This window comes from Myxococcus sp. CA056 (genome assembly GCF_013336715.1).
Classification (GTDB): domain Bacteria; phylum Myxococcota; class Myxococcia; order Myxococcales; family Myxococcaceae; genus Myxococcus; species Myxococcus llanfairpwllgwyngyllgogerychwyrndrobwllllantysiliogogogochensis.
In genome coordinates this window covers 626126-646729 of the sequence record NZ_JABUMT010000005.1, presented here as the reverse complement: position 1 = coordinate 646729, position 20604 = coordinate 626126, and the positions used below count along the sequence as shown (strand labels likewise).

1 protein-coding gene (running past one end of the window) is annotated in these 20604 nt (G+C 70.2%); it reads right to left on the bottom strand.

Features of this window, described 5'->3' with window-relative positions; translation table 11 throughout:
* Positions 1-20594: part of a non-ribosomal peptide synthase/polyketide synthase coding region (locus tag HUA76_RS24695; protein WP_371823516.1), annotated on the bottom strand (this coding region is incomplete at its 3' end). 8139 nt of the annotated region lie to the left of the window's left edge; the window shows 20594 of its 28733 annotated nt.
* Positions 20595-20604: the final 10 nt, after the last annotated feature.

The following is a 20604-nucleotide window of genomic DNA, read 5'->3' as shown; positions in this document are numbered from 1 at the left end:
GAGGCCAGGGCGATGGTGCCTCGGTGCTCGGGGCCCAGGCCGTAGGCGCGCTGGAGCGCCGTCACCTCGATGGGGTCTCCCAGCGGAGTCGCCGTGCCGTGCGCCTCCACGTAGCCAATGTCCGAGGCCGGCACGCCGGAGCGCGCGAGCGCCTGGCGGATGACCGCGGACTGTCCCTGCACACTGGGCGCGGTGAAGCCCGACTTGTCGCGCCCGTCGTTGTTGGTCGCCGTCGCGCGAATCACCGCGTAGATGGCATCGCCATCCCGCTCCGCGTCCTCCAGGCGCTTGAGGACGACGCAGGCCACGCCGTTGCCGGAGACGGTGCCCTGCGCCGCCGCGTCGAACGAGCGGCAGTGCCCGTCCGGCGAGAGAATCATTCCCTCCTGGTACACGTAGCCCGTGCGCTGGGGCACCGAGAGGCGCGTCGCCCCAGCCATGGCCACGTCGGACATTCCCGCGAGCAGGTTCTGGCAGGCCAGGTGGACCGCCACCAGCCCCGTGGAGCACGCGGTGTGGATGAGGACGCTCTCACCGGTGAGGCCCAGCTTGAAGGACGTCTTCGTGGCCAGGCTCTCGTGGGTGGCCGTGCCGTAGAGCTCGAACAGCGCGGCGCCATCCAGCGGCACCGTGGCGCGCACCGCCTCCGTGTAGCCGGAGTCGATGGCCCCCGCGTACAGGGAGATGGCCCCCGGGAAGCGATCAGGGTCGATGCCCGCGTCTTCCAGCGCCGTCCAGGCCGACTGGAGGAACACCCGCTGCTGCGGGTCCAACCACTGCGCCTCGCGCAGGGACATGTCGAAGAACGCGTGGTCGAAGCGGTCCGCGCCTTCGAGCACGCCCCCCGCCGGGACGAACGCCGGGTGCTGGCTCAGGTCGATGCCCTCGGGGAGGCCGGGCATGCGCTCCAGCTCCTCGGGCTTGAACCAGGTGATGGACTCGATGCCTCCGCGCAGGTTGCGCCAGAACTCGCCCACGGACCTCGCGCCGGGGAAACGTCCCGCCATGCCGATGATGGCGACGGCCCCCGAGGTGGAGGGCTTGGACACGGGGCGCTGAGGCTCGGGCTCGACGTGAGGCGTCGCCGTGGCGGCGGCCTCCGCGCCCTGCTTCTCCAGGGCACGGGCGAGCCCCTGGACGGTGGGGTGTTCGAACAGCCACACCACGGGGAGCGGCTGGCCCAGCTCTTCACGCAAACGCGCGGCGATGCGCACGACGGAGAGCGACGTGCCGCCCAGCTCCTCGAAGAGGTGGTCATGCATGCCGACGCGCTCGGTGCCCAGCTCCTTCGCCCAGATGGCGGAGATGCGCTGCTCCAGTGGATTCGCGGGCTCGACGAAGCGGCCCTGTCGTCCCGTGGACGCGGCATCCGGCTTCGGCAGTGCCTTGCGGTCCACTTTGCCCGTCGAATTCAGCGGCAGGGTGGGCAGCGTGACGATGACCGACGGCACCATGTACTCGGGCAGCCGCTGGCGCAGCCCCGCGCGCAGGGCGGCTGTGTCCAGCGTCTGGCCCTCCCGCGCGGAGACGTAGGCCACCAGTCGCCTGTCACCGGGGACGTCTTCGCGAACCACGGCGGCGACTTCGTGCACGGCGGGCTGCGAGGCCAGGGCGGCTTCCACTTCGGACAGCTCGATACGGAAGCCACGGATCTTCACCTGCTGGTCCGTGCGTCCGATGAACTCCAGCACGCCCTCGGCCCGCCAGCGGACGACGTCACCGGTGCGGTAGAGCCGATCTCCCGGGAGGTTGCCGTAGGGATTCGGGACGAAGCGCTCGGCGGTGAGGTCCGGACGCGACACGTAGCCGCGAGCCACGCCCAGGCCACCGAGGTACAGCTCGCCAGGGACGCCCACGGGCACCAACTGCTGCCGGGCATCCAGGACATACGCCTGCGTGTTGTCGATGGGCGTTCCAATGGGGAACGACACGCCCGACGGCATCGGCCGCTGGATGGAAAAGGCCGTGGCGATGACCGAGACCTCGGTGGGCCCATAGGCGTTGGTCAGCGAGCCGCGCACCGTGGACAGCGCGCGATGCGCATGGGGCGCCGAGAGGACCTCACCGCCGACGTGAATCTCCTTCAGGCGCTCCAGGATGTCGGGGCGGTGCTCCACGAGCTGCGCGAAGAGGCCCGAGGGCAGGTGCGTGAACGTGACGCCATGCCGCTCCATGACCGCGCCCAGCGTGTCCAGGTCACTGGGGACGGCGTTGGCCGGGTAGATGACCACTCGGCCGCCATGCAGCAGCGAGGGGCACAGCTCCAACACCGAGCCATCGAACGAAATGGGCGCGAGCAGGATGCTGGTCTCTCGTGCTCCGTACCGCGCGTACCGATCCGCGTGGCACAGGCGCAGCAAGCCCCGGTTCTCGATGGCGACACCCTTGGGCCGCCCCGTGCTGCCGGACGTGAAGATGACGTACGCGAGGTTGCGGGGGCCCGCGCCGGAGCTCGGTGGCGTCGTGGGCCATGAGTCCAGCTTCAGGTCCTCCAGGTTCAGGCTCTCCAGCCCCGAGTCAGGGAGGGACAGCCGCTCCCGCAGCGCGCGCGAGGAGACGAGCAGCTTCGGCCGCGCGTCCTCGACCATGAAGGCCAGGCGCTGGGCCGGGTACGCCGCGTCGAGCGGGACGTAGGCACCACCCGCCTTCATCACGGCGAGGATGGTGACCACCATGTCGAAGCCGCGCTCCAGGCACACGGCGACGAGGACCTCGGGCCCCACACCGCGAGAACGCAGCAGGTGCGCGAGGCGGTTGGCCCGTGCCTCCAGCTCCCTGTACGTCAGCTTCTGTTCGCCGGACTCCAGGGCGATGGCATCGGGGCGCAGGTTCGCCTGTCGCGAGAACCCGTCCACGAACGTGGCATCCGCCGGGAAGGGCCGCACGGTGTCACTCCAGTCGACCACGAGCTGACGGCGCTCGTCCGACGAGAGCAGGTCCAGCGTCCCCAGCGCACGGTCCGGAGTCGCCACCACGGCTTCGAGCAGGTTTCGCAGGTGGCTCGCGAGGCGTGCCGCCGTGGGCGCGGTGAACAGCTCCGTGCTGTACTCGATGACGCCACGCAGCCCATCCGCCTCTTCCACGAGGACGAGGCCGAGGTCGAAGCGCGCGGTGTCGTTGTCCACGTCGAGCTGGCGCAACGTCAGGCCGGGCACGTTCATCGTCGTGGCGGGCGTGTTCTGGAGCGCGAAGACCACCTGCACCAGCGGCGTGCGTCCCAGGTCTCGCTGGGGCTGGAGTTCCTCGACGAGCCGCTCGAAGGGCAGGTCCTGGTGCTCATACGCCGCGAGGGTCGTCTCACGCACCTGGGCGAGCAATGCGCGGAATGAGTCCTCCGGACGCACCCGTGCGCGCAGCACCAACGTGTTGACGAAGAACCCGACCAGTCCCTCCAGCTCGCCATGGCGGCGGCCCGCGATGGGCGAGCCGACGAGCAGCTCCTCCTGCCGGCTGTAGCGCGAGAGCAGCGTCTGCCACGCGGCCAGCAAGGTCATGAAGGGCGTGGCCCCTGCCTGCCGTCCGAGGGCAACGACGCGATTCACCAGCTCGCGAGGAAGCTGGATGGCGTGCGAGGCCCCCTGCGGCGTGCGCAGCGCGGGACGCGGCAGGTCGGTGGGCAGATCGAGGACGTGAGGCGCGCCTTCGAGTCGCTGCTTCCACCAGGCGACTTCCCTGGCGAGCGTGTCGCCCTGGAGCCACTGGCGCTGCCACGCCGCGAAGTCGACGTACTGCACCGGCAACGGAGACAGCGCCGGAGCCTTCTGCGCGGAGAAGGCCTCGTAGGCCAACGCCACCTCGCGCACCATCACCGCCAGGGACCAGCCGTCCGAGATGATGTGGTGCATGACGAGCACCAGTACGTGCAGCTCCGAGTCGAGCTTCACCAGCACGGTGCGCAGGAGCGGCCCGGTGCTCAGGTCGAACGGCTGGCTGGCCTCCTCGGCGGCGTACTTGCGCGCCGCGGCCTCGTGCTCCGAAGGCGAGACATCGGTGAGGTCGGCGAGCGGCAGGGTCCACGGCTTGTGCGGATGGAACGTCTGCGTGGGCTGGCCGTCCTTGAGCGCGAAGGTCGCGCGCAGGGGCTCGTGACGGGAGACGAGGACGTCCAGCGCCTGCCGCAGCGCCTCGGGATTCAAGGCGCCTTCCAGTCGGACCGCGCCGGACACGTTGTACTGGGTGCCTCCCGGCTGGACCTGGTCCAGCAGCCACAGCCGCTGCTGCGCGAACGACAGCGGCAGCTCCCCGTCGCGAGGAATGGGACGCAGCGGCGGCACCTGCGACGGTGTCGAGCGGAAGAGCATTCCCTCTTCGACAAGCTCCGTGACGCGGGCCACGGTGGGTGCGTCGAAGAGGGCGTGCACGGGGAGTTCGACGCCGAACGTGGTGCGGATGCGAGAGACGAGCTGGGTCGCGAGCAGCGAGTGTCCGCCGAGCGCGAAGAAGTCGTCATGCAGCCCCACGTGCTCGACACGGAGCAGCTCGCGGAAGGCGCTGGCGACCCGTTGCTGGAAGGGCGTGAGTCGCTCAGGTGCCGTGGGCACGGTGGTTCCTCCCGTGGTCGGTGTCACCGGGGCCGGGAGCGCCTTCCGGTCCAGCTTCCCGCTCGGAGACAGGGGGAAGACGGGGAGGCTCACGAAGGCCGAGGGCACCATGAAGGTGGGGAGTCGGGTCGCCAGGTGGTCCTTCAGCCCGGTCGTGTCGGACGACGCGGACTCCTGGACCACGTAGGCGACGAGGCGCTGGTCGCCGGGGACGTCCTCGCGAACGAGGACGACGGCGTCGCGGACGGAGGGGTGTGAAAGGAGAGCGGCTTCGATGTCACCGAGCTCGATGCGGAAGCCGCGCAGCTTGACCTGGAAGTCGGAGCGGCCGAGGTACTCGAGGGTGCCGTCCGGCAGCCAGCGAGCGACGTCGCCGGTGCGGTAGAGGCGGGCCTCGGGCGCGTCGGAGAACGCGTCGGGGAGGAAGCGCTCGGCGGTGAGCTGGGGCTTGCGCCAGTAGCCGAGGCCAACCTGGACGCCGCCGATGAAGAGCTCACCAGGGACGCCAATGGGAGTGGGCTGGCCTTGGGAGTCGAGGACGTAGAGGCGGGTGTTGGCGACGGGCCTGCCAATGGGGACGGAGGAGCGGGAGGAGCCGCGAGCGCAGTGGAAGAAGGAGACGTCGACGGCGGCCTCGGTGGGGCCGTAGAGGTTGTGGACTTCCGCGGAGGCGGGCAGGCGCGAGTGGGCGCGGGCCACCAACTCCGAGGAGAGAGCCTCACCACTGCACACGATGCGACGCAGGCCCGAGAGCTTCTCGAGTCCCGGCTCCTCCAGGAAGGCGCGGAGCATGGAGGGGACGAAGTGCAGGGTGGAGATGCGCTGCTCGGAGATGAGGCGGACGAGGTAGGCGGGGTCCTGGTGTCCGCCCGGCTTCGCGAGGACAAGGCGAGCGCCCGTCATGAGGGGCCAGAAGAACTCCCAGACGGAGACGTCGAAGGAGAAGGGAGTCTTCTGAAGGACGGAGTCGTCGGGAGACAGGCCGTACTGCTGCTGCATCCACAGGAGGCGGTTGACGATGCCGGAGTGGGCATTCATGGCGCCCTTGGGGCGGCCGGTGGAGCCCGAGGTGAAGATGACGTAGGCGAGCGAGTCGGCGCCGGCCAGGGGCGAGGGAGTCGTCGAGGGCTGACGAGAGACAGCGGTCGCGTCGGAGTCCAGGCACAGCACGCGAGAAGCGTGAGGAGGCAGGACGGACTTGAGGTGCTCGTGGGTGACGAGGACGGGCGCATCCGCGTCCTCCAGCATTCCGGCGAGGCGCTCGCGGGGGTAGGCCGGGTCCAGGGGGACGTAGGCGGCGCCGGACTTGAGGACGGCGAGGAGCGCGACGACGAGGTCCAGGGAGCGCTCCAGGCAGACACCGACGAGGACGCCGGGGCGAGCACCGAGAGAGCGCAGGTGCCAGGCGAGCTGGTTGGCGCGAGAGTCGAGCTGGGAGAAGGAGAGGGAGGAGTCCTCGAAGCGGACGGCCTCCGCGTTGGGAGAACGAAGGACCTGGGCCTCGATGAGCGAGTGCAGGGACACATCGCGCGGGTAGGCCTCCGTGCGGCCCTGGAACTCCACCAGCACCTGTCGCCGATCCTCCTCACCCATCAGCGGAAGCTGTCCGATGGGGCTCTTCGCATCGCGAGCCACGGTCTCCAGCAGGACGCGGAAGTGTCGGCCCAGCCGCTCTGCGGAAGCAGGGGAGAACAGGTCGAGACTGAACTCCAACGCGCCGTCGAGTCCGCCGTCCTGCTGCTCCATCAGGGACATCGTGAGGTCGAGCCGCGCGGTGTTCGTCGCGGTCTTCAACACGTCGACCCGGACGCCGGGCAGCGCCGGAGGCTGCATGGGCGCGTTCTGCAACGCGAACATGACCTGGATGAGCGGAGACCTGCGGCCCTCGCGCTCGCCGCCGAGCGACTCCACGAGCTGGTCGAACGGGACGTCCTGGTGGACGTACGCGGCCAGCGACTCCTCACGGACTCGCGCCACCAGCTCCGTGAAGGTCGGGTTGCCGTCGACGCGGGCTCGCAGCACCAGCGTGTTGACGAAGAAGCCGATGAGCGGCTCCAGCTCTGCGCGGGTGCGCTGGGCCACGGGGCTTCCGATGCAGAAGTCCTGCTGCCCGGAGTAGCGCGACAGCAACACCTCGAACGCGGCGAGCAAGACCATGAACAGCGTGGCCCCTTCGGCGCGAGCCAGCTTCTCCAGCTCCGCCACCAACTCCGGGGGCAGCGTGAAGAAGTGGCTGCCACCCCGAATCGTCCGCGTCGCGGGACGCACGGTGTCCGCCGGAAGCTCCAGCGCGGGAGCCCCGACGAAGCGGGCGCGCAGGGCTTCGAGCTGTCCCTGGATGCCCTCGGAGCGCACCCACTGCCGCTGCCACGCCGCGAAGTCCGCGTACTGCACGGGAAGCTCGGGCAAGGTGGGCTCACGGCTCTCGGCGATGGCCTCGTAGAGCGCGGCCACCTCTCGCACCAGCACGCCCATGGACCAGCCGTCCGAGACGATGTGGTGCATGCACAGCAACAGGATGTGCTCGGTGGGCTCGGTGCGGACGAGCACCGTGCGCAGCATCGGACCGTTCTGGAGGTCGAACCGGTGATGCGCCTCCTCGACCATCCGAGCGCGGAGCGCGGTCTCGCGCGCGGCGGGAGCCAGCGTGCTCAGGTCCTCCACTGGCAGGGACCAGCGCGTCGGCGCGGGTTGGATGCGCTGGAACGGAAGGCCTTCACGGGCGAGGAAAGTCGTGCGGAGCACCTCGTGCCGGAGGACCAGCGCGGCGAAGGTCTGCCTCAACACGTCCACGTCGAGCGCGCCGGACATCTTCAGCGCCACGGGCACGTTGTAGACGGCCTGGCCCGGCTGGAGCTGTTCCAGGAGCCACAGGCGCTGCTGGGCGAAGGACAGGGGCATCGCCTCGTCACGGGCCACCGTCAGCAGCGGCGGCATCGCCGTGCGCGAGGCGTGCAGCATGAGCGCCTCGATTCGCTGCGCCAGCCCCGCCAGCGTGGGGGCCTCGAACAACACGCGCAGCGGCAGGTCCACGTCGAGCCGCGCGCGCACCCGTGTCACCAACTGCGTGGCCAGCAGGGAGTGGCCACCCAGCTCGAAGAAGTCGTCGTCCGGACCCACCCGGTCCACCTTCAGCACCTCGCGGAACAGGGCCGCGAGCTGCTGCTGGAGGAGGGGAAGGGCATCCTCGGAGACAGGCGAGGACGAGGACACTTCCGGCGTCGGCAGCGCCTTGCGGTCCACCTTGCCGTTGGGGGACAGGGGCAGGGCGTCGAGCGCGACGAACGCCGTCGGCACCATGTACTCCGGCAACTGACGACGCAGGTGCTCACGCAGCGCGCCGCTCTCCAGCGTCGCGGGCACCACGTACGCCACCAGTCGCTTGTCGCCCGGTGTGTCCTCGCGCACCACCACCGTGGCTTCGAGCACCCCCGGATGGGTGCGCAGCGAGGCTTCGACCTCGCCCGGCTCGATGCGGAAGCCCCGCACCTTCACCTGGAAGTCCGTGCGGCCCAGGAAGCGGAGCGTGCCGTCCTCTGTCCACCGCACCCGGTCTCCGGAGCGGTACAGCCGAGCGCCCGGAGTGGAGGAGAACGGATGAGGAACGAAGCGCTCCGCGGTGAGGGCAGGCTGCCCCAGGTAGCCCCGGGCCAGACCGTCTCCGCCGATGAACAGCTCACCCGGGACACCGACGGGCACGGGCTGAAGATCGTCGTCGAGGACGAAGACCTGGGTATTGCCGATGGGCCGACCGATGGAGACGGAGGTCCCCACCTCGTCACCCGGTGACATCCGGTGGCAGGCGGTGAAGGTGGTCCCCTCGGTGGGGCCGTACCCGTTCACCAGACCCCGGCCACTGGCCAGTCGCTCGCGCACCCGTTGCGCGGGCAACACGTCGCCGCCCGCGAGGAGCTGCGGAACCCGGGCCAGGGCCTCCGGCTGATGCTGCTGCATCTGGTCGAACAGCGCGGCCGTCAACCAGAGGAGCGACACCTCGTGCCGCACGAGCGCCTGGCCCAGCTCCTCCAGGTCCGTCGTCGCGTGCGGGTAGATGACCAGCCGTCCGCCATGCAGCAACGCGCCCCACAGCTCCAGGGTGGACGCGTCGAACGCCAACGGCGCGAGCTGGAGCACCACTTCCTTGGGGCCCAGGTCGACGAAGCGCGCGCCGGTCAGCAGGCGCACCACGCCTCGGTGCGGAATGGCCACGCCCTTGGGCGTTCCCGTGGAACCGGAGGTGTACGTGACGTACGCGAGGTGGTCCGGTCCGATGTCCGCGTTCACCGCGTGCGTGGGCTGCCGCGCGATGACGCTCCATTCGGAGTCCAGGCTCACCAGGGGCTGCGAGCCCGAGGGGAGCTCGTCCTCCAGCGACGCCTGCGTGAGCACCGCCGCCACGCCCGAGTCCTCGAACAGGAACGCGAGCCGATGCGCCGGATACGACGGGTCGAGGGGCACGTAGCAACCCCCGGCCTTGAGGATGCCGAGCACCCCCACCACCATCTCCAGTCCCCGGTGGAGGCACACGCCCACGCGCGACTCGGCGCCCAGGCCCAGGGTGCGCAGGTGGTGCGCGAGCTGGTTGGACCGCTCGTCGAGCTGCGAGTACGTGAGCGTCCGACCGTCATGCTCCACGGCCACGGCCGACGGCGTGCGAGCGACCTGCGCGGAGAACAGCGCGGGAATCGTCGCCACGGCGGGTAGCTCCACCCGCGTGTCGTTCCAGTCGCGCAGCAGTTGATGACGCTCGGCCTCGGTCATCAGGGGCAGCTGACTGAGGCGCTGCTCCAGACTTCCGCGAGCCACCGCCTGGAGCACCACGCGCAGGTGCTCCGCCATCCGGTGGATCGTCGCTTCGGTGAAGAGGTCGGTGCTGTATTCGAGCTGTCCCTCCAGCGCGCCCTCCCGCTCCATCAGGGAGAGCGTGAGGTCGTAGCGCGCCGTGTCCGTGGTGCACGGAAGCAGGTCCACCTGCATGCCCGTGAGCGACGGCGCCCGCATCGGCGTGTTCTGGAGCACGAAGAGGGTCTGGAACAGCGGCGTGCGCGAGAGGTCTCGCTCACCGCCGAGGGCTTCCACCACCCGGTCGAACGGTGCGTCCTGATGAGAGAAGGCCGCCAGGGCGACTTCCTTCACCTGCCGCACCATGGTGGCCACGGTGGGGTCCTCGTCCCACTGGAAGCGCAGCGGGACGGTGTTGACGAAGAAGCCGATCAACCCCTCCAGCTCCGGCCGTTCGCGGTGACCCACCGTGGTCCCCGTGGTGAAGTCGCGCTGCCCCGAGTACCGCGCCAGCAACGCCTGCCAGCCGGTCAGCAGCACCATGAACAGCGTCGCGCTCTGTTCGCGACCGACGACCTCCAGGGCCGACACCAGCTCCGCGGGCAACGAGAAGGAGTGCATGGCGCCCCTGAAGCTGCGGGACGCGGGACGTGCATGGTCCGTGGGAAGCTCCAGCACGGGAGCCTCCTGGAGCCGTGAACGCCACCAGTCGACTTGCGCGCTCACCGCGCTGTCTTCCATCACTCGCCGCTGCCACGCCGCGTAGTCGGCGTACTGCACCGGCAGCTCCGGGAGCGCCGCGCTCTTGTTCTCCAGGAGCGCGGTGTGGACCTCGGCGACTTCGCGCACCAGCACGTCCACGGACCAGCCGTCCGAGATGATGTGGTGCATGCACAGCAGCAGGACGTGCTCCTGCTCCCCGAGCTTCAGCAGCGCGGTGCGCAGCAACGGGCCGCGTTCCAGGTCGAATGGACGGTGTGCCTCTTCGCTGATGCGTCGCTCGGCCGTGGCCTCGCGCGCGGAGGGCTCCAGCGCGCTCAGGTCCTCGATGCGCAGCGCCCAGGTCTCGGGCGCGGGATGGACGTACTGCACGGGCCGCCCCTCGCGGGACGTGAAGGTGGTGCGCAGCGTCTCGTGACGACGGGCGACCTCCTGGAAGGCACGGCGCAGCACGTCCACCTGGAGCGTCCCACGCAGTCGCAGCGCGGCGGGCATGTTGAACGCGACGAGGCCCGGTTGGAGCTGGTCCATGAACCACAGCCGCTGCTGTGCGAAGGACAGCTCCATTCCCTCTGGAGCGCGGGGCAGGGCGACCAGGGGCGGCAGCTCGGAGGCGGACGCCGCGAGCGAGGCTTCGAGTCGCTCCGCGAGTCGCGCCACGGTGGGCGCCTCGAAGAACGCGCGCAGCGACAGCGTGCTCCCCAGCCGCGCACGCAGTCGCGTCACCACCTGCGTGGCGAGCAGCGAGTGCCCGCCCAGCAGGAAGAAGTCGTCATGCAGGCCCACACGCTCCACGCGCAGCACTTCGCGGAACACGTCCGCGAGCTGCCGCTGGAGCTCCGTCTGGGGTGCCTCGAAGCTGGAGGCTCCCGCAGCGAAGTCAGGGACTGGCAGGGCCTTGCGGTCCACCTTGCCGTGGGACGTCTGGGGCAACGACTCCAGCGCGACGAACGCGCTTGGCACCATGTACTCGGGGAGGCGCTGGCGCAGGTGGGCGCGAAGCGACTCCGTGTCCACGGTGGCCGGCGAGACGTAGGCCACCAGTCGCTTGTCACCCGGAACGTCCTCACGGACCACCGCGATGGCCTCACCGACCTCGGCGTGCGCGCGCAGGGCGGACTCCACCTCACCCAGCTCGATGCGGAAGCCACGCACCTTCACCTGGAAGTCGATGCGCCCCAGGAACTCGAGGGTGCCGTCCGGACGCCAGCGCACGCGGTCTCCCGAGCGGTACAGCCGCTCGCCGGGCGTGGAGGCGAAGGGATTCGGGACGAAGCGCTCGGCGGTGAGCGCGGGCTGGCCCTGGTAGCCCCGAGCGAGTCCCGCTCCACCGATGAGCAGCTCGCCCGGAACACCCACGGGCACGGGCCGAAGGCTCGGGTCCACGACGTAGACGTGGGTGTTGGCCAGGGGGCGACCGATGGGAATCGAGTCGCCCAGCGTGTCACCCGGGTTGAGGGGGTGCTGCGTGGTGGCGACGGAGACTTCCGTGGGGCCATAGGCGTTGATGAGCGAGCGGCCCTGGGCCAGTCGCTCCCGCGCCCGGGGCACGGGCAGCACGTCTCCACCCACGATCAGCCAAGGCACCTGGGCCAGGGCCTCCGGTTGATGCTGCTGCATCACGTCGAACAACGCGGTGGGCAGCAAGGCGGCGGTCACTCGCTCCTCGACGAGGATGCGTGCGAGTTCTGTCACCTCGGGCATTTGAGCCGGGTACACGACGAGCCGTGCGCCGGACAGCAGCGTGGTCCAGACCTCCAGGGCGAGCGGGTCGAACGTGGGCGCACAAATCTGGAGGACGACGTCCTCGGGTCCGGTGGCGAGGCTCAGGCCGGACGCCAGACGCAGCACGGCCCGGTGGGTGACGGCCACGCCCTTGGGCATGCCCGTCGATCCGGATGTGTACGTGACGTAAGCAAGCTGGTCCGGGCTCGTCGAGAGCGTCACCTCGTCTGTCGACTGGCGCGCGATGTGCGCCCACTCGGAGTCCAGGCACACGCGCGAAGGCGCGACGGACGGGAGCACCGAGGCGACAGCCTCCAGCGTGAGCACCGTGGAGAGGCCGGCATCCGCGATGACGAAGGCGAGTCGTTGCTCGGGCCACGCCGGATCCAGGGGCACGTAGCAGCCACCAGCCTTCACGACACCGAGCATGGCGACCACGAGCTCCGTGCTTCGCGGCAGGAGCAGGCCCACGCGAGGCTCCGACCCCAGTCCCCGGGCCAGGAGGTGGCGCGCGAGCTGGTTGGAGCGTGCCTCGAGTTCCGCGTAGCTGAGACCGTGGCCCTGGTGAACCACTGCCACGGCGTCGGGTCTGGCCCGCACGTGCGCGGAGATGCGCTCGTGGAGCGTGCTCTCGGACGGGTACTCGGCGCGGGTGTCATTCCAGGAGACGAGCACCTGGTGTCGCTCGGCCTCGGACATCAGCGGCAGTGCGGAGAGCCGGCGTCGCGCGTCTTCCACCACGCCGCGCAGCAAGCGCTGGAAGTGGTCGACCAGTCGCCGCGCGGTGTCCGGGGTGAAGAGGTCCAGGCTGTACTCGAGCTGTCCCTCCAGGGCGCCCGAGCGCTCCATCAGCGAAACGGTGACGTCGAACTTGGAGGTGTTCGTCGCCGTCCGCAGGAGGTCCACGCTCAGGCCCGGCAGCGCTGGAGGCTGCAGCGGAGCGTTCTGGAGCACGAACACCGACTGGAACACGGGCGTGCGCGACAGGTCGCGCTCTCCGCCCAGGGCCTCGACGAGTCGATCGAAAGGCACGTCTTGATGCGCGAAGGCAGCGAGGGACTCCTCGCGCACCCGGCCCACCAGCTCCACGAAGGTCGGGTCGCCCGCGAGCTGTGCCCGCAGCGCGAGCGTGTTGACGAAGAAGCCAATCAGCCCCTCCAGCTCCGGACGCGTGCGATGGGCCACGGGGGTGCCCACGCAGAAGTCCGTCTGGCCGGAGTACCGCGCGAGCAGGGTCTGCCAGGTGGCGAGCAGCACCATGAAGAGCGTGGCGCCCTCGGACTGGCCCAGCTTCTCCAACTGGGAGACCAGGTCGCCCGGCACGGTGAAGAACTCTGTCGCTCCGCGCGAGCCGCGCACGGCGGGACGCGGGAAGTCCGTCGGCAGTTCGAGGACGGGGGTCCCCTGGACGTGCGCGCGCCAGGCTTCGAGCTGGGTGTTCTCGGTCTCGTTCTCCAGCACGCGCCGCTGCCAGGCCGCGTAGTCGGCGTACTGGACCGGGAGCGTGGGGAGGGTGGCCGCGCGGCCCGAGGAGACGGCCGCATAGAGCATGGCGACCTCGCGCACGAGCACGCCCATGGACCAGCCGTCGGAGACGATGTGGTGCATGCACAGCAGGAGCAGGTGCTCCTCGGCTCCCAGTCGGAGCAGCGCCGTGCGCAGCAGGGGGCCGTGCTCCAGGTCGAACGCGTGGTGCGCCTCCTCGGAGACGCGGTGCTCCACGGCAGCCTCGCGCGCGGAGGACTCCAGAGTGCTCAGGTCCTCGACCTCCAGAGGCCAGGCCTCGGGCGATGGATGGACGAGTTGCACGGGCTGGCCATCGCGCGAGGCGAACGTCGTCCGCAGGGGCTCGTGCCGACGGACGACCTCCGCGAAGGTCCGACGCAGGGACTCGACGTCGAGTCGTCCCGTCAGCCGCAGGGCCACGGGGATGTTGTACGCGGCCTGTCCGGGCTGGAGTTGCTCCAGGAACCAGAGGCGCTGCTGCGCGAAGGACACGGCGAGCGCGTCCACCGTTCCGGAGCGCGTCAGGCGCTCCAGGGGCACGCTCTCGCTCGGTGTCGGAGCCCCACCTTGCAGCGGAGCGATGCGCTCGGAGAGCCGTTCGACGGTGGGCGCTTCGAAGAGGGCACGAAGGGAGAACGAGACGCCGAGCTGCGCGCGCAGCCGCGTCACCACTTGCGTGGCCAGCAGCGAGTGTCCGCCGAGCGCGAAGAAGTCATCCCGGGCACCCACGCGGGAGTGCCCCAGCACCTCGGAGAAGATGCGGGCGATGGCCTCCTCGGTGGGGTTTCTCGGCGCGAGGTATTCGTCCTCGATGACGGAGCGGTCCGCTTCCGGAGCAGGCAGCGCGCCACGGTTCACCTTGCCACTGGGAGTCAGCGGCAGCGACGGCAGCACGACAAAGGCCGACGGCACCATGTGCGGCGGCAAACGCTCCATGAGCGACTGCCGGATGCGCGCCACTTCGCGAGCGCTCCGGGCCCCGCGCAGCGGGTCGTTCGCGAGTCGCGACACGGGCGCGAGGTCACCGGCCGCCTCCGGGGTGAGGTCGAGTCGAGTGGCCTCACCGGGCCGTGAGAACACCACGTCCAGGGCGCCGTCCGCATGCGCGCCGGCCCAGCTCACCCGGACGTCGTAGCCGAGCATTCCGCCCAGGGCATAGAGGTCCTCCGGCTCCACGCCTCGTGAGCCGGGCCAGTCGCGGAGCACTTCGCGCAGCGCGCCCACGTGCGGCGGCCGGCCGGATCCGGAGAGCAGCGCGACCAGGCGCGTGTCATCGAGCACGCGGGCGTTGGGCAGGCCGCGCACGGCCAGCATCGAAGGCTGGGCTTCGAGCTTCTGGCGCAGAGGCTCCAGCGACAGGTTGCTTCCATCCACCCAGTCAGGACGCGAGGCCGCGGCGGCCTCGCCCACGTGGAGGATGACCTCGTAGCGGAAGCGGCTCAGCTCGTTGTCGTAGCGACCGTGTTTGGGCAGGACCTCCACTCGGGAGATGCCCGGCACCCGCGCGGGCAGCGAGGTGAAGTACGTGGGCGAGAGGACCAGCTCCTCCTCGGCCAGCACGTCTCGCTGCACGCGGTACTGGAGTTGCGGCGTCGACAGGTTGGGCGGCGCGCGGTGCAGGCGCACCGAGGCACGGAAGGACTCCAACAGCTCCAGGTTGCGCACGTCGCCCAGGAAGATGCGGCCCCCGGGCTTGAGCACCTTCACCGCTCCGCTCAGGACCTGGAGCAGGTAGTCGCCGCTCGGGAAGTACTGGATGACGGAGTTCAGGATGACGGTGTCGAACGAGTGGGGCTCGATGCCGGACAGGTCATCCACGCTTCGATGCAGCAAGGAGACGGAGCGAAGGGAGTCGCCCAGTCGTTCCTTCTGCTGCTCGATGCGATCCAACGCAGGCCGGGCGAAGTCCACGCCCCAGTACGCCTCGCACCGAGGCGCCAGCCGGTACAGCAGGAGGCCCGTGCCGCACCCCAGCTCCAGCACCCGGCGAGGACGCAGGGCGAGGATCTGCCGCACCGTGGTGTCCACCCACTCGCGCATCTGCGGCGCGGGGAGCGGCCCACCGGTGTAGCTGTCATTCCAGCCGGAGATGTCGAAGGTGGGGTCCTCGCTGCGCTCCCCCTGGGCGTAGGTCTCGTCGTAGACGGCCTTCCACTGAGCCGTCTGCTCCACGGTGCCCGAGGTGTCCAGGTCCCCGAGGACGACGTACGCCGCCAGGCGCTTGTCTCCCGGCGAGTCCTCGCGGGCCATCACCACGGTCTCTCGCACCGAGGGATGCGTGCTCAACGCCGATTCGATCTCCCCCAGCTCGATGCGGAAGCCGCGAATCTTCACCTGGTTGTCGATGCGGCCCAGGTACTCCAAGTCTCCATTGGCCAGGCGTCGCGCCAGGTCTCCCGCGCGGTACAGCCTGCGTCCGCGCACGGGGCCGAAGCGGTCTTCCACGAAGCGCGCGGAGGTCAGCTCGGGACGCCGCAGGTAGCCACGGGCCACACCTGCACCACCGACGTGGATTTCTCCCGGGACGCCCACGGGCACGGGCTGGCCGAGCGCATCCAGCAGGTAGATTTGAAGGTCCGGAATCGGCGCGCCAATCACGCTGGACCAGGGGCGCTCCACGTCCTCCATCCGCACGGGACGGTAGGTGACGTGGACCGTCGTCTCGGTGATGCCGTACATGTTGACGAGCGTCGGACGCGCGTCGCCGTGCCGCTCGAACCACGGACGCAGCGCGGCCATGTCCAGCGCTTCACCGCCGAAGACCACGTAGCGCAGGGACAACGTGGGGAGCGGACCGCGCGCGGCGGCCTGTTGCTCGGCATGGATGAGCTGGCGGAACGCGGTGGGCGTCTGGTTGAGGACGGTGACGCGCTCGTCCACGAGCAGCCGATGGAAGGCCTCGGGTGAGCGACTCACCCAGTACGGCACCACCACCAGCCGGCCGCCGTAGAGCAGCGCGCCCCAGAGTTCCCACACCGAGAAGTCGAACGCGTAGGAATGGAACAGCGTCCACACGTCCTCGGGTCCGAAGTGGAACCAGGCGTCGGTGGCGGTGAAGAGGCGCACGACGTTGTCGTGCCGCACCATCACGCCCTTGGGGCGCCCCGTTGAGCCGGAGGTGTAGATGACGTAGGCGAGGTCACTCGGGGCGTTGCAGCGCGGCGGACGGGGCGCCGCGGTGGAGTCGGACGGCTCGGTGTCCAGACGCACCACGGCGGCACCGGGCGCGGGCACGCGGTCCTCCAGCGAGGTCTGCGTGATGAGGACGGGGGCCTGCGCGTCCTCCAGCATGAACGCGAGGTTCTCCCGGGGATACGACGGGTCCAGCGGCAGGTACGCACCGCCAGCCTTGAGGATGCCAAGCAGGGCCACGACGAGGTCCAGCCCGCGCTCCAGGCACACGCCGACGAGGACGTCGGGGCCCACGCCATGGCGCAGCAGCACCTGGGCCAGCCGGTTCGCGCGTGAATCCAGGTCGCGGTACGTCAAGTGACTGGATTCGAAGGTGACGGCGACGGCGTCCGGCGTGCGGTCCACCTGCGCCTCGAAGCGCTCCACCAGCGTGCCGTCGCTCGGCGACTCGGTGCGGGGGTTCCAGGCGTGCAGCACGTGCTGACGCTCGGCCTCCGTCATCAAGGGCAGCTCGGCGATGCGCTGGCCGGGAGCGTCCACCATGCCGCCCACCACCACTTCCAGATGGCCGAGCAGCCGGTCGATGGTCTCCGCATCGAAGAGGTCCGACGCGTACTTGCAGCCGATGAGCAGGCCGTCGGGCCCGTGCGCGGCCTCGAACGTCAGGTCCAGTTCGGTGGTGCGGTTGTCCAGCAGCGACACGCCCAGCGTCAGGCCGTTGCCGACGGCCAGGTCGCGCGGAATGTCGTAGTCGTCCAGGACGAAGGCGACGTTGTACAGCTCGCGCCGCTGCGAACCGGGCTGCACGGCCGCGAGCACGTGGTCGAACGGGCAATGCCCGTGGGCCAGCGCGCCCAGGGTGCTCTGCTTCACCGCCGCGAGCAGCCCCGTCACGGTGGACTCGGAAGGGAGCCGCACGCGCAGCGGGATGAAGTTGGTGCAGTCGCCCATCAGCCCGCGAATGCCGGGGACCTCGCGGCCGGAGATGGCGGAGCCGAGCACGAAGTCGGCCTGTCCGCTCCAGCGATGCAGCACGGTGGACAGCGCGGCGACCACGCTCATGAACGGCGTGACGCCTTCACGTCGGCCCAGGGCATGGAACTTCGCCATCAGGGCCGCGGGCAACAGCCGCGAGCGGCGCGCACCGTGGAACGAGAGGCGCTGCGGCCGAGGTCTGTCGGTGGGAAGGGCGAGCAGAGAGGGGGCCTCCGCGAGCGCCTGCTTCCACCACGTCAGCTCCTTCCGGAGTGCCTGGGGCGTGAGGTGTTCACGCTGCCACGCGGCGAAGTCTCCGTACTGGAGCGCCGGCTCGGACAGGGGCGAAGGTTGTCCCGCGCTGAAGGCCCCGTAGAGGGTGGCCAGCTCGCGCGCCATCAGGCCCACGGTCCAGCCGTCGGCCACCAGGTGGTGTACGGAGACGACGAGGGCATGGTCCTCGGCCGCGAAGCACACGAGGCTGAAGCGAAGCAGCGGACCCGTCGCCGGGTCCATGGGACGTTGGCCATCTCGTACGGCCACGGCATCCAGCACGGAGGCGCGGTCCGCGAGGTCATCGGCGTCAGTGACGACTCGCTCGATGGCCACGGGCGTCGGTGCGTGGACGTGCTGGAGCAGCTCACCGTCCTTCGAGGTGAGCGTGGTCCGCAGCACGTCGTGGCGACGGACCAGTTCGTTCAGCGCGCGCTCCAGCGCGGCCGTGTCCAGGTGTCCCCGCAACGTGAAGGCGAGGGGGATGTGGTAGGCGGTCGAGGCCGGTTCGAGCTGTTGGATGAACCAGAGTCGCTGCTGCGCGAAGGAGGCCGGCAGGGGCCCTGTGTTCGCGCTGCCCCGCGCCACCGGACCGGAACGCGGTGCGAGCGATCCCTGGGCCCCCGTCGACACCTCTGTGATGAGTCCCCGGAGGCTGACGTCCTGAAGCAGCGTGGCGGCGGAGATGCGCGCGCCCAGGCGCTTCTCGATGCGCACCTGAAGGTCGGCCGCGCCCAGGGAGTCCATCCCCAGTCGGGTCAACGGAGCATCCAGGTCCACGGTGCCAGCGGAGGCACCCAGTACGGCGGAGAGTTCCTCGCGAAGCGCGCGCTCCAGATCCGCGGAGGACAAGCCCGAAGTCCTCGCGGATGGTTCCACGAGCGCGCCAGCGGAAACCGCCACATCGGCGCTCGCGGACGGCACGGTGCCGGACTGCGCGGCCACGCCGACGCCCACCGTCGATGCCGTGCCGGGCTGAGTGGCCACGCCGACGCCCACCGTCGATGCGGTTCCGGACTGTGCGGCCACGCCGACGCCCATCGTCGACGCGGTGCCGGACTGAGCGTCCGCGGTCCCACCAACGTTCACGGACGAAGCGGTGCCCAGCAGCGACGACCCGGTTGCTCGAGGCTCCCTCTCAACGACCCCAGCGGTTGCATCCCGAGTCGTCCCAGGTGCGCCCCCGAGGTTCAGGTCCGAGCGCCACAGCACGGGCAGCTCGCCCGAGGCCAGGCCCGCACGGCAGGCGAAGCGCTGGATCTTCCCGCTCGACGTCTTCGGGATGGAGCCGGGCGGAAGCAGTGCCACCGTCCTGGGTTGGACCTCCAGCTCACGGGCAATGCCCTGCCGCACCGAGTCCGCCACGGCGGTCAGCGCCTCGGTGTCTCCCGACTCCGCAAGCTCGCGCGCTACCTCCGCGACCACCGCGAGGGCCTCACCCTCCGGCGTCTCGATTCCGAAGGCCGCCACGCCACCGGGCCGCACGCGCCGATGCGCGCGCTCCACCACGGCCTCCACGTCCTGCGGGTACAGGTTCCTACCCCGCAGGATGATGAGGTCCTTGCGACGCCCGGTGACGATGAGCTGCCCGTCATCGAGGAGCAGTCCCAGGTCCCCCGTGCGCAGATAGGCAGGTCCGTCCTCGGCGCCCACGGGGCGTGCCTGGAACGTCTCCTGCGACTGCTCGGGCTTGTGCCAGTAGCCCAGCGCCACACTGCCGCCGGACACCCAGATTTCGCCCACTTCACCCGGAGCCCGCTGCACCTTCGTCTCGGGATCGACGATGAGCAGCCGCTGCTCGGCCAGCGTCGCACCGCAGCTCACATGCGCGCGGACGCCCGGGGTCTCCGGGGCCGCGAGGACAGCGGTGCCACGAGACAGCGAAGCCTCGTCGAGCACGTGCACGCGAGGAACGCGGCCCTTCTGCTCACCCGTGACAATGAGCGTGCCCTCGGCCAGCCCATAGCAGGGATAGAACGCCTCGCGACGGAAGCCCGCCGGAGCGAACACCTCCGCGAAGCGGTCCAACGTGGCGGCGCGAATGGGCTCCGCTCCGCAGAACGCCACTTCCCACGAACTCAAGTCGAGCGCCTTCACGTCCTCGGAGGTGGCGCGACGCGCGCACAACTCGAAGGCGAAGTTCGGGCCTCCACTGACGGTGCCCCGGAAGCGGGACACGGCCTCCAGCCAGCGCATGGGACGCTGGAGGAAGGACATCGGTGACATCAGCGCCACGGAGAAGCCGCCGAACAGCGGCTGGAGGATGCCGCCAATCAGCCCCATGTCGTGGTACGGCGGCAGCCAGATGACGCCCACGCTGTCGCGGCGCACCTGGAACGCACCGGAGATGAGCCCCAGGTTGTGCAGCAGGTTGGCGTGGGACAGCATCACGCCCTTGGGCGTCCCCGTGGAGCCCGACGTGTACTGGAGGAACGCCAGCGTGTCGGAGCCAAGGTCGGGCTCGCGCCACGCGTCCTCGCCGCCCACGGGCAGGTCATCCGTGGACAACCACTGAAGCGCTCGGAAGTCCGGCGCCTGTTCGAAGACGAAGTCCGCCAGGCCCAGGATGCCCGACGTGGTGAGTACCACCGTCGCCTCCGCGTCCTGGATGATGGCGCGCAAGCGGGGAAGGGTGCGCTCGAGCCGCGTCGGGTCCGGCGGATAGGCGGGCACCGCCACCGCGCCCGCATACAAGCAGCCAAAGAAACCCGCGAGGTAGTCGAGCCCCGGCGGATAGAGCAGCAGCACTCGCTGGCCCACGGCCCCACGCGCTTGCAGCGCGGCGGCGATGCGACGTGCCTGGCGCTCCAGCTCGGGTGCGGTCAGCGCGGCTTCGTCGCCGTCCGACTCTCCGAGGAAGGTGTAGAGCGGCTGCCGCGACGACTCTCCGACTGCGCGCACACGGAGGGCGTCATTGAGGATTCGAAAGGGAGCATGCATGGGGTGTGGA